The organism is Pseudomonas sp. 32A (assembly GCF_052682255.1).
Map to the genome: position 1 here is coordinate 5,984,243 of NZ_JBQYLY010000001.1, position 12,407 is coordinate 5,996,649.

Below are 12,407 nucleotides of genomic sequence, written 5' to 3' on the forward strand. Positions count from 1 at the left end.
GGTCAGCGCACCAGGCACGGCCGCTTGTTATCGAACGTCCAGCCCGGAATCATGAACTGCATCGCCACGCTGTCATTACGCGCCCCCAGGCCCATGCCTTTGTACAGTTCGTGGGCGTGGGCCACGGCGTCCATGTCGATGTCCACGCCCAGGCCCGGTTTGGCCGGCACCTTGATATGCCCGTCGACGATCTTCAATGGAGCCTTGGTCAACCGCTGGCCGTCCTGCCAGATCCAGTGGGTGTCGATGGCGGTGATTTCCCCCGGCGCGGCGGCGGCCACCTGGGTGAACATCGCCAGGGAAATATCGAAGTGATTGTTGGAGTGCGAGCCCCAGGTCAGGCCCCATTCGTGGCACATCTGCGCCACGCGCACCGAGCCTTGCATGGTCCAGAAGTGTGGATCGGCCAGTGGGATGTCCACGGATTGCAACTGGATCGCGTGACCCATTTCCCGCCAGTCGGTGGCAATCATATTGGTGGCGGTCGGCAGCCCGGTGGCACGGCGGAATTCGGCCATGACTTCACGCCCGGAGTAACCGTTTTCCGCGCCACAAGGGTCTTCGGCGTAGGCCAGCACATGGTGCTGGTCGCGGCACAGCGCAATGGCCTCTTTCAGCGACCAGGCGCCGTTGGGGTCCAGGGTGATGCGCGCATCGGGGAAGCGTTCGGCCAGCGCCGTCACTGCTTCGATTTCTTCGGCGCCGCGCAGGACGCCGCCCTTGAGTTTGAAGTCATTGAAGCCGTATTGCGCCTTGGCCGCCTCCGCCAGACGCACGATGGCTTCAGGGGTCATGGCCTGTTCGTGACGCAGGCGGAACCAGTCTTCGGCATGGTCTTCACTGCGATAGGCCAGGTCGGTTTGCTGGCGATCACCGATGTAGAACAGGTAGCCCAGCATCTTCACCGCATCGCGCTGCTGGCCTTCACCCAAGAGCGCAGCGACCGGGACTTCGAGGAATTGGCCGAGCAAATCCAGGAGCGCAGCTTCCATCGCCGTGACGGCATGGATGGTGATGCGCAGGTCAAACGTCTGCAAACCCCGGCCCGCCGAATCCCGCGCGGCGAAGGTTTGGCGCATGGCATTGAGGATGCTCTGGTACTGGCCGATGGGCTTGCCGATCACCAGGCTGCGGGCGTCTTCCAGGGTCTCGCGGATACGTTCTCCTCCCGGTACTTCACCCACACCGGTACGGCCGGCGCTGTCGGTAAGGATCACGATATTGCGCGTGAAAAACGGCCCGTGGGCGCCGCTGAGGTTGAGCAGCATGCTGTCGTGGCCGGCCACCGGGATGACTTGCAGGCCGGTAACGACCGGGGCGCCATTGGCGTGGTGCTGATGTTCTGTGTTCATCGTGTAGTCCTTATTTGCTCAAGACGGGGGCGGGTTGCAGCACGCTGCGGGTGGACGGGCCGGGCAAGGTCCTGGCGAAAAACACCAGGATCGCTGCAAGGATTGAAGTGCCCGCCAGGCCATACAAACCGCCCTGGATCGAGCCGGTGGTCTGCTCCAGAAATCCAAAGGTGGTGGGCGCGACAAACCCGCCGAGGTTGCCGATGGAGTTGATCAATGCGATCACCGCCGCGGCGATGCGTGCATCCAGGTAACCCTGGGGAATCGGCCAGAACAGCGAGGACGCCGACTTGAAGCCGATCGCCGCAAAGCAGATCGCGATAAAGGCAAAGATCGGCCCGCCGGTGGTGGACAGGAACATCCCGACGGCAGCGATCAGCAGTGCCGCCGCGACCCACGCTTGCTGGAACTTGAACTTGCCCGCCAAGGCAGCGAAGGCATACATGGCGATGATGGAAATCAACCATGGGATCGAGTTGTAAAAACCCACCTGAATGTCGCTCAGATCACCCATCTTTTTGATGATGCTCGGCAGCCAGAAAGTGGCGGCGTAGATGGTGAGCTGGATGCAGAAGTACAAGGCGCAGAACAGCATGATCTGGCGGTCCTTGAGCAGCGTGCCCAAGGTCGGCTTGACCGTGGTGGCGGCATCACGCTCGCGTTGTTCGCGGTCGATTTCGCCCACCAGCGCATCCTTTTCTTCAAGGCTGAGCCACTTGGCGTCGTGGGGCTTGGAGTCGAGCCAGAACCACACGAAAAAGCACAGCAGCACCGAGGCCATGCCTTCGATGATGTACATCCACTGCCAGCCGTGCAGGCCCAGCCCGGTGATTTGCAACAGCACGCCGGACAAGGGGCCGGAGATCAGCGAGGCGAGGGCCGAGCCGCTGAGGAAAATCGCAATCGCCTTGCCGCGTTCGACACCGGGCAACCAGCGGGTGAAATAGTAGATCACCCCGGGGAAGAAGCCGGCTTCGGCCACGCCCAGCAGGAAGCGCAGGATGTAGAAGTGGGTTTCGTTCTGGATAAAGGCCATCAATGTCGCGGTGATGCCCCAGGTGAACATGATGCGGGTCAGCCAGATGCGTGCGCCGACTTTTTGCAGAAGCATGTTGGACGGTACTTCGAACAGCGCGTAGCCGATGAAAAACAACCCGGCGCCGAAGCCGTAGGCGGCCGCACCAATGCCCAGGTCGTGTTCCATATGGGTACGCACAAAGCCGATGTTGACGCGGTCGATGTAGTTGACGATGAACATGATCACGAAGAGCGGGAGCACGTGGCTCTTCACTTTCTTGATCGCGCGAGCCAGGACCGGGTCGGTGGCAGGCGCAGCTGTCGCAGGGCTGGAAGGGGTCACGAGGTCAAACTCCCACTGATTATTGTTGTGCGGGGACGTGTTTGGGTTACCAGAGATGTCTGACAACTTGATAGACATCATACAACTGCATTTTCAGAGATGGCAACCCTTTGTAGGAGCGAGCTTGCTCGCGAAAATCTTCAATGAATACGCGGTATTCTTGAATGTTTGCGGTGCTGCAGGTTTTTTCGTGAGCAAGCTCGCTCCTACAGGTATTTGTTTGTTGTCATACAAGGTAGTGCTTGTAAGAATGCTAGTATTGCCAGGCGCCCCAGAACGGAATTCCTGATGCAAAACCCCACCTCGGCACCTCATCGCAAGCGCTCCCCGGGCCTTGCCCACGACATCGTCACCGCATTGACCCAGCAGATTCTCCTGGGGCAGATGGCGCCGGGTGAGAAGCTGCCATCCGAGTCCGCTATCGTGGGTGAGTACGGTGTCAGCCGCACGGTGGTACGCGAAGCGCTCTCCAAATTGCAGGCTGCCGGGCTGGTGGAAACCCGCCACGGTGTCGGCACCTTTGTGCTGGAGCGCGACGAACGCCAGGGCCTGCACCTGACCCACGACACCGCGGCCAGCGTGCGCGGCATTCTTGAACTGCGCATGGGCCTGGAAACCCAGGCAGCGGCGTTGGCAGCCCTGCGCCGTACCGACGAACAACTGCAGCAGATGCGCCAGGCACTGGATGATTACCAGGATTCACTGGCCAACAACGACAGCGCCGTTGAACCCGATGTGCGTTTTCACCGCCTGATCGCCCAGGCCACCGGCAACACCTATTTCACCGACGTCATTTTTCACCTGGGCAACTCGGTAATCCCGCGCACCAGGATCAATGCCGAGGAACGCGGCGACGCGGATCTGATGGCGCTGGGGCGCCTGGCGAACCTTGAGCACGAGGCGATCCTGAAAGCCATTCGCCGCCAGGACCCGGACGCGGCCCGGGCCGCCATGCTGTTGCACTTGAGCAACAGCCTGGAGCGGATGACGGGGGAGTAGACAGCGCTATTTGCTGTCCAGGAAGTCCAGCAGCGCGGCATTGAACAGTGCCGGATCCTGCAGGAACGCGAAGTGGCTGGTGTTCGGCAGAATCAGCAGGCCCGCCCCCGGAATGGTCGCCGCGATGTATTCGGTGTGTTCACGCTTGATCGCCTCATCGTGGTCGCCATCGACAATCAGAATCGGGGTCTTGATGGACGCCAGTTGGGCATCGGTCCAGTTGGGTTGGCTGGCCCACATATGGCTGATCTGCTCGACAAAGGCGTCGTACTCTTTTGGCGTTGGCGAGTGCCTGGCGTATTCCTGGCCGGCGCGTTCGATGAAGGCGGCGAAGGTCGGGTTTTTCTCTACGCCATCCTTGACCCCGGAGGTCTGGGTGTTGGCGGCAAAGGCGAACACCTTGCCGATACGGTCGGGGTGGCGCAGGGCGAGATCGATACCGATGATTGCGCCGTCGCTCCAGCCGACGATATCGGCACGGGGGATTTTCAGGCTGTCGAGTACGGCGACCACATCATCGGCCATCAAGTCGTAACCGAAGGGTTTCTCGTCCCGGGAACTGCGCCCGTGGCCACGGCTGTCGAGGCTGATGACCGTGTGTTTGGCGGCCAGCGCCTTGACCTGGTTGCCCCAGTAATCGGAATTGGACAGGCCGCCGTGCAGCAGGATCACCGGCGAACCATGCCCGGTCTTGGTGTAGTAGACCTTGATGCCGTTGACGACGGCATAGCCGGTTTTGGCCCCCGCAATCGGTGCCGGGGTGGGCGGAAGGGTTTCCCAGCGTTCCGCGGCCTGAGCCCCGGAGAAGGACAGCAGCAGGCAGGCAGCTGCCAATAAGCGACGTGACATGGCGATTCCTTTTTAGTGAGCAGGTTGAGGTCATCCGGACAGATGTGCGCTCGACTCTAGCACCGCGCCTACCTTGGGAAACACGCATTTTTTCCTATCAAAAACACCCTTTGGAAAGAGAAAAATACAGTTATATCAATGGAATAAATTTGTCTTTGGCAGAGGGTGACTAAAGGTTTCAACTGGTGGTTTTTTTCCGTCATTCCCGGCAGGGGCATTTTCTTCAATACCGTGATCCGTCTTCCCCTTAAGGTTCAGCTCGTACCCGCACAACAAAAAGGAACTGCAATGAGCTTGATCATTTCCATGGCCGCCTTCGCCCTGGCCACGTCCATCACCCCGGGACCGGTGAATGTGGTGGCCCTCAGTTCAGGCGCGCGTTTTGGGTTTGCCGCCAGCCAGAAGCATGTGGCCGGGGCCGCGCTGGGGTTCACCTTGCTGCTGGTGCTGATTGGCCTGGGGCTGCATGAGGTGCTGGTGCGCTGGCCGCTGCTGACTCAGTTGATTCAATGGGGCGGGGTGGCCTTCCTGTTGTACATGGCCTGGAAACTGGCCGTGGACAATGGACACCTGGAGGCCGACGGCACGGCCACGGCGCCCTCGATGCTCTACGGCGCGATCATGCAGTGGCTCAACCCCAAGGCCTGGTTGGCGTGTGTGGCGGGCATGGGGTTGTTCGTGGCCGATGGCGATGCGCAGCAAGTCTGGCTGTTCGCGGTGCTCTATCTGGTGATTTGCTACCTGTCGGTGGCGTGCTGGGCCTATGCCGGCACATTTTTGCGGCGCTACCTGAATAATCCGCAGGGCGTGCGCCTGTTCAATCGCTCGATGGCGGCGTTGCTGGTGGCCAGCGTGGGGTATTTACTGCTCGCCTGAATCAGCCGCGATACTGCCCGGGCGTCGCCGCCAGATGCTGTTTGAACGTGCGCTGGAAATGCGCCTGATCAGAAAAACCGGCCGCCAGTGCGACGTCTGCGATCAGCTGGCCGCTGCGCAACTGGGTGCGGGCAAACTGAATACGGCGATTGACCAGAAACGCGTGGGGCGTCATGCCGTAATACTGCTTGAACGCACGGATCAGGTACGACGGCGACAGTTCAGCCGCCTGGCAAATATCTTCGAGTTTCAGGGCCTCGGTGCAATGCTCGCGGATATAGTCGGCGGCGCGCTCCAGCTTGTGATTGACCTCGCGCACCGGAGTTGTCGACGGGTTGAGGCGTTGCTGCACCTCGGTGAAAAAACTCACCACCGCACTCTGCTTGTGCAAGTGTTCGGCGTGGTTGTCCACCAGCACCTCATACAGTTCGTTCAGCCCGCTGTACAGCGCGACATCCGTGGTGTGGGTGGCGGTGAACGGACGAAAGTCCTGGTCCTTGCTGAAACCCAGCTGGTGCTGCAGGTCGGTCAGCCAGGCCGTATCGATATACAGCATGTGATAGGACCAGGGCAGATCTTCAATGGGGTTGCAGGCGTGGACATCCCCGGGGTTCATCAAGACCACGGTGCCGGCGCTGATCTTGAAAGTCCATGCCCCATGGATGTACAGGCTCTGCCCGGAAGTGATCGCACCGATGGAAAAGTGCTCGTGGGCGTGGCGGGTGTAGCAAACCTTCCGCCCATCGGCGATGGTGCGAGCCTCAATGAACGGCAGGCGTTCATCTCTCCAGAAGGAAGGGGCAGTCGGTTCGAGGGGCGATCGCATCACTACAAGTCTCACCGGGAAACAATGACGTGAATAATTACACAGAAACCGGCCTGTAACGTTTCATTTCATGGTTTCGGGTTCCATTCTGCGCAGGAAACCGACCCGCGGGTCCGTGCCGCTGATGGCGTCTGCCAGGGACAGGGGTTGCTTAGCCGCAGCTCGCGCCTCATCGGCACCTACCAGTAAGTGCTGGTCAATCACGATGCTGGCAATGGCCAGGCTGCGTAGTGAGGTGAAGGTGTTGGGCACCTCAGGGCGCGGCCCATACACTGCAGGCAATTCGGTAAAACGTTGGGCAATGACCGTCGCGTGTTGCTGCCCGTTGGGTGTGGTGCCGAGTGCGTACGCTGACCAATCAATCGGCAGCGGGCTGCCTTGGGTATTACCGGTGCGCAGGGCCTGCTCGAACGTTTGAAGGGTCAGGCCCGGTAGTAGGGCAACCTTCAGTTGTTTTGGGAGAAACTCGTAGAAGCGTTTGTCGCGAGCGTACCGACACAACACCAACACACCGAATCGCCCGACGCCTGGGGACTGCCCGCCAGCGCTGGTGCGCGGTGTTTGCAGGCGATGGAATTCCAGGCTGCCATATTCCATGCCTTCACGGCTAAGCAGGGGCAGTTGTGACATCCAATACATGATCGACTGCAGCAGCGCTGCGCGCACCGCCGTGTAGCGCTTCTCGAACTCGGCGGCGAAGGTGGAATGGATCGACCCCAACTCATCGAACCGTAATGCCAGGCTGGCGAAATCAACGTCTTGGTGGGTCGAGCGCCATTGCGTTGTGCCCTTTATCAGCTTGCCTGCCATGTGCAACTGAACCAGGGAAACGGCGGTGTTGGCGGCGATATCCGGTTCCGGGCGGGTACCAGGCCTGGCCTGCCGTTGTATGACCAATCGCTCCAGGTCGGTGTTGCCGGCAAACACCCGTTGAAGGTCCTGCAAGGCCATCTCATACAGGCTGATATGCCCGTTCTTCAGCAACTCGGAACTGACCTGCAACAGATTGATCTGCTCGTTCAACGCGGCAATGGCGCGATTCTTTTCGGCGGTATCGCGGGCACCGGCGCTTTTGGCCAGTACCCCGTTGGCCACGGCCCAGTCGGTAATCGGCAAGCTGCCTCGGCGGACCCGGCGGGAAGGAATGATGAAGTAGATCATTGTCATGAAGTCAGTGAAGCGCATGGCCCGTGACGCACCCGGTGTTTCAGCTTCGATCAGGTCGACGTATTGCTTGAAATGCACCCAGGTATGGGAACTCATGTACGACACCTCATCAGGGATGTCCCGCACCAGGAATTCCGGGGCGATGCCCGCCAGCAACAGGTGCGCGGCCATGGGTACGGCGCTGCTGCGCAGGACCTTGAACTGGACCATGGCTTCTACGCCGTTACGGATTTCTTGGAAGGTCAGGCCCCAGTTATAGGAATCGGTCAGGTCATAGCCGGCGACAGTGGCCCGCCGCGTACCGGCATTCGCGTCCAGGCTGAGAATCAGTGCGGCAAACAACAGAGCGTTGCGGCTGGCACGGGTGTTCGCAGCGCTGGCGTGTTCTCCGTACCAGCCCACGGTTTCGGACAGCCGTGCGGCCAGTGCCTGGGCCGGGGGCGACGCCAATAGTTGGTGCAGCAGCAGATCAGCCTCGGCGCGCACCTGGTCACGGTTTTTTTCGCCGACGATCGTTTCGCTCAGGTAGTCGAACAGTTTTACGTCCGGGTTGGGCAGGAAGGCGGCGACGGTCTGCAGCACTTGCGTGCGTTGCGCCGCCAGCAGTGGCATCACCTGCAATGCCCGCCAGTAGTTGCCGTGCCGGGGCGGCTTGAGTATCGCAATGCCCAGCAGGCGTTCGGTGATGTGCGCTTCGTCGCGGGTGGCCGGTATTGCCATCTGGTACAGCTTGAGTAACTGTCGCAAGCTGACTTGGCCATCGGTGCTGATGCGTCCGCCGGACTGGCGGGCCAGCTCCAGCAAGGGCTCGGCCATCGGGGTCAGGCTTGAAAGGGGCGTGTCGGTACGAGTGAGTACCTTGGGGGTGTCGTCCAGTGCGAAACCGCTGAGGTCGCCGCCCGCGTTCAGTACGTATACCCCGGCCGAGTTGAACTGGCGGTTGGCGCTCACGCGTTGAAAGGCCGCTTCCTGGCGCAAGCCGGCGAGCAATTGCGCGCCTTTGTCGATCAACCCGAAAAAGGGCGAGTCCAGGGCCAGGTTGAAGGCCATGTCCAGGGTGCTGTTGAGCTGTGTATCGAGGGTGATCGATTTGAGTGCTGCCCGCATGGTGTAGCGGTCGTTGAGCACCGCGATATGCCGCGTGTGTTTGCTGACGGCCATCAACGAGTGCGCTGCCGAGCTGACATAGGGAAACGTGGCAGCCGTGGTGGCGCGTAGCTGTTCGATCAGAGCCAGGGCTTCCTCTGCGCTGGCGGGCCGGGGCAGCCGATAGACCGTCATCAGCGCGGCCAGGGTGAGGCTGGCGTCCGGCAATATGTCGGTATGGGCGAGATTGGCCAGGCGCTCGAGTTCGTCCCATTGCTGGTTCAGTGGCGAGTTGTTGGAGCGATCCAGGGGCCAGCTGTTGACCTCTCGGTCGTCGGTCACGGCAATCACTGCTTTTTGGTCGACGGAGTAGCGGTAGGTGGTTACTGCGCCTTGACTCGACAGGTTGAGGCTCGCGAATTCTTCTCCTTGCGTCACGGCGTCAAGCAGCTGTGCCGCGTACTTTAACGTGCTCGACAGCATCGAGTCTGAGTCCAGGCTGCATCGCTGCAGGTAGAGCTGGAGCCAGTCGAAAGGAGGGCTGCCGTTTGTGCTTTGCCCCAGGAGCGTCTGCAGCGCGTCGGCCAGTTGCTGGTAATCCCGTTGCTCCTCGGTCAGACGCTTGCGCAGGGTGGATTTGAGGCGCCCGCTTTCATCGACACCGGGCAGCGTGTCAAGGGTGTGGATCTCTTCGAGAATCACCTGGGCCTGCAAATGATTGGTCGGTACCGGGTAGCCGTAGAACGGCAATACCAGGTTCAGCGGCAAATTTCGCGAATGAGGCTCGACGGGGTTTTCCATGAACGGCAAGCCGGCGTTGACCGTGTCGATAATCTGCACCACCTCCAGGATCGGATTCGCGACGCGCCACCAGTCGGAGTCTTTGTCCAGGGTGAAGGTGTACGGTGTTTTGACCGTGCCTTCCAGGATCGTGGCCTGCAAATCGCCGCCCCGAAACACCAGGCTCGCCAGTTCCAGGTCATGGCGCGAGGCCCATTCACGAAAGGCTGGGCGGCCGATGGCATCGCAGAAGAGCCGCGCCCACTGGCCGAGCATGGTGTGTTCGGGCACGCTGACCAGAATGGGTTCGGTTGCCGGTGCGGTGCCTTGGGCAACCAGGCTGATCAACCCGGCGATCAGCTCGGCGATCAGCGCTTGGTCATCCTTGAGGCGCAATGCCTGGCGCTTGATCAGGTCCAGGGCAGAGGGCGAAATATTTTTCAGCAGGTGGGACAGAAAGGGTAAGTCATCCATGGCGTTCAGGCTCTGTGCAGGTCGCCCACGTGCTATGGGCGACCGGAGCCTGCATCGTCGGATGGGCCGGGCAAGAACAAAAGACGTACCTTCCTGATGGGATGTAGCCCCAGTCGACTGCCGTTGCGGGCGTTACGGCAGTCTGGCGTTTGGGCTCAAAAATCCCAGCGGGTCGCCAATTGCAGGCTGCGCGGTTCGCCGTAGAAACCGGTGCCGAAGTTTCCCAGGCCGGTGTAGTACTTTTTGTCGAACAGGTTTTTCACGTTCAACGTGGTGCTCAGGTGCTCGTTGAAGCGGTAGCGCGCCATGACGTCCACCAGGAAGTAGCTGTCCTGGGTGATACGTGAGTTGTGGCCGAAATTCACCGAGTCGCTGGGGTCCGGCTGGAACACATTGCCGAAGAACTCGCTCTGCCAGTTCACGCCGCCACCCACGGTCAGGTTCTCCAGGGCGCCGGGCAGGCGATAGGTGTTGAACAACCGGACCACTTGCTGGGGCGCGGTGGTTTGCAGCACGGAACCGTAGACGTAATCGCCGTTGGCATCGCGGGTGTGCTGGTAGGTGTAGCCCGCCGAGACGTTCCAGCCGTCCAGCACTTCACCGGCCAGTTCGACTTCAAAGCCCTTGGTGGTGGCGCCGGCAATCGGGCGATACACCGAGTCGGTCTCAAACCCGGAAACGTACTGCGCAACGTTGTCCTGTTCGATGCGGAATGCGGCGAAGCTGGCGTTCAGGCGGCCGTCGAAAAACGCAGCCTTGAGCCCGGCTTCGTAGGTGTCGCCTTCAATCGGATCGAGCAATTTGCGGTCGGCGTCCTTGCTGTTCTGCGGCTTGTAGATCTTGGTGTAGCTGGTGTACACCGACCAGATGTCATTCAGGTCGTAGACGATGCCGGCATAGGGCGTGACGACGCCCGTCTGGCGGTAGGTGAGACGGTTGTCGGCCTTGGTCGGGTCGTAGAAGTCGGTGTTGTCGGTGCCGCTGAAGTTGCTGACGCGGGTACCCAGGATCACCGACAAGTCATCGGTGGGTTTCAAGCGCGTGGCCAGGTACGCGCCGGTCTGGCGTTGCACGATGTCGTTCTGGCCGCTGCGGGGAATGTCAGGCTTCGGGTATTCGCCGTGCCAGTCGTAAATGCTGCCACCCACGGGCGGGTAGACCGAGCCGTACACCGGCACGTCCTGTTTGGAGCGGGTCGCCATGAAGCCCATGATCAGCTCATGCTCGCGCCCGAACAGGCTGAAGGGCCCATTGAGGTTGATGTCCAGGGTGTTTTGCACCTGGTCACCCTTGTACTTGCCCATGAACATGTACATCCCGTCACCCGTGACTGGGTCCGGGTTGCCGCCGCTGGCGGAGGCGAGCAGGGTGTCGTGCTGGCTGCGCTTGCGGTCGAGGCTGACTTTCAGCGACCAGTCGTTCGCGAGCTTTTGTTGCACCGAGGCGAACAGGGTCTGGTTCTGGAAGTCGCGGCGGCTCCAGTCGGCAGCCGGGTTGAAGGAGCGCGAGAAGTCGGTGCGCGAACCGTTGCTGAAGTACATCGGGAAACCGGTCCAGCTGGCGCCACGGGAGCGGGTGTCTTGCTGGTCGATGCCAAAGGTCAGCAGGGTGTCCGGCGTCAGGTCGGCTTCGAGAATGCCGTAGGCGATGTCCTTGGTGTTCTGGTAGTGGTCGAGGTACGACTGGCGATCCTGATACACCCCGACGAAACGCCCGCGCACGTTGCCGGAGTCGGTCAGTGGCCCGGAAATATCGCCTTCGGTGCGGTAGTTGTCCCACGAGCCGAACGTCTGCGTGACCGACGCCTTGAAGTCCCGGGTAGGCTTTTTGCGAATCAGGTTGACCGTGGCCGAGGGGTCACCGGAGCCAGACATCAAGCCCGCCGAACCCTTGATGATTTCCAGGCGGTCATACACCGCCATGTCGGTGCTGGTGGTGCCGTAGTCATACACGCCGTCGTAGGTGGAGTTGACCCCGTCATACTGGAAATTGGTGATCGGCAGGCCGCGGCTGGAAAACTCCCAGCGTTCGCTGTCGTAGTTCTGCACGCTCACGCCCGGTGCGCGGCGCAGGGTGTCGGCGATGCTGGTGGAGCCCTGGTCGTCCATTTGCTGGCGGGTGATCACCGTTACCGACTGCGGCGTCTCGCGCATCGACAGCGCCAGGCCGGTGGCCGAAGCCATGGCGCCGGTGGTGTAGGAGTGAGTGTCTTCGGTGGTGGCGCCGAGGCCTTCGCCGGAGATGGTGGTGGCACCCAGTTCCAGGGCGCTGGTGTTGGCCGGAATCAACTCCAGCACGTAGCCGTTGTTGCCCTGGGGCAGGGCCTGCAAGCCGCTCCCCTGTAACAGGCGCTGCAAACCGCTGGCCGGGGTGTAGCTGCCGTTGAGGCCCGGGCTGGTTTTGCCGCTGGCCAGGCTGTTGTGGCCGGCGATAAAGATCCCGGACTGCTCGGCGAAGCTGTTCAGCACGTTCACCAGGGAGCCCGCGGCGATGGTGTAGTTGCGGGTCGTTTCCTGGGTCGATGGTGCCTCGGCGGCGTGCGCCTTCAGCGCGCCCAGGCACAACAAAGTAGCAGTAACGGCCAGCGCCAGCGGGCGCAAAGTGAAGCGAGCGGGTTGAGACATAAACATTCCCTTTG

General features: G+C 61.1%; 8 protein-coding genes. 2 read left to right on the forward strand and 6 right to left on the reverse strand.

Annotated elements, in window-relative coordinates:
• Window positions 1-2: 2 nt before the first annotated feature.
• Together gudD and ACUN0G_RS27580 are read right to left on the reverse strand one after the other, a co-directional pair.
• Window positions 3-1,352, reverse strand: coding sequence for a glucarate dehydratase (gene gudD, locus ACUN0G_RS27575; protein ID WP_177026754.1), 1,350 nt, complete (start codon window positions 1,350-1,352; stop codon window positions 3-5).
• Window positions 1,353-1,362: 10 nt separating this feature from the next.
• Window positions 1,363-2,712, reverse strand: coding sequence for an MFS transporter (locus tag ACUN0G_RS27580; RefSeq protein ID WP_445574875.1), 1,350 nt, complete (start codon window positions 2,710-2,712; stop codon window positions 1,363-1,365).
• 288 nt (window positions 2,713-3,000) lie between these two features.
• On the opposite strand from ACUN0G_RS27580, the gene ACUN0G_RS27585 reads away from it, so the two are divergent.
• Complete coding sequence (locus ACUN0G_RS27585) at window positions 3,001-3,711, forward strand: FadR/GntR family transcriptional regulator (protein WP_445574876.1); 711 nt, start codon at window positions 3,001-3,003, stop codon at window positions 3,709-3,711.
• Between the two features lie 6 nt (window positions 3,712-3,717).
• On the opposite strand, the gene ACUN0G_RS27590 is transcribed toward ACUN0G_RS27585, so the two are convergent.
• Entirely contained in the window at window positions 3,718-4,560 is an 843-nt protein-coding gene (locus tag ACUN0G_RS27590) for an alpha/beta fold hydrolase (protein WP_445574877.1), read from the reverse strand.
• 288 nt (window positions 4,561-4,848) lie between these two features.
• Between ACUN0G_RS27590 and ACUN0G_RS27595 the strand changes: the two genes are divergently transcribed.
• Entirely contained in the window at window positions 4,849-5,436 is a 588-nt protein-coding gene (locus ACUN0G_RS27595; protein ID WP_421524026.1) for a LysE family translocator, read from the forward strand.
• Window position 5,437: 1 nt separating this feature from the next.
• Here ACUN0G_RS27595 and ACUN0G_RS27600 read toward each other — a convergent pair whose 3' ends face one another.
• From ACUN0G_RS27600 to ACUN0G_RS27610, 3 genes are all read right to left on the reverse strand, one after another.
• Window positions 5,438-6,262 carry a helix-turn-helix domain-containing protein gene (locus tag ACUN0G_RS27600; protein WP_445574878.1) on the reverse strand — a complete coding sequence of 275 codons (825 nt, stop codon included), beginning with the start codon at window positions 6,260-6,262 and terminating at the stop codon, window positions 5,438-5,440.
• Between the two features lie 63 nt (window positions 6,263-6,325).
• Window positions 6,326-9,769 (reverse strand): hypothetical protein, encoded by a 3,444-nt coding sequence (locus tag ACUN0G_RS27605; RefSeq protein ID WP_445574879.1) that lies wholly within the window; start codon window positions 9,767-9,769, stop codon window positions 6,326-6,328.
• Between the two features lie 155 nt (window positions 9,770-9,924).
• Window positions 9,925-12,399 (reverse strand): TonB-dependent siderophore receptor, encoded by a 2,475-nt coding sequence (locus ACUN0G_RS27610; RefSeq protein WP_445574880.1) that lies wholly within the window; start codon window positions 12,397-12,399, stop codon window positions 9,925-9,927.
• Between the last annotated feature and the right edge of the window lie 8 nt (window positions 12,400-12,407).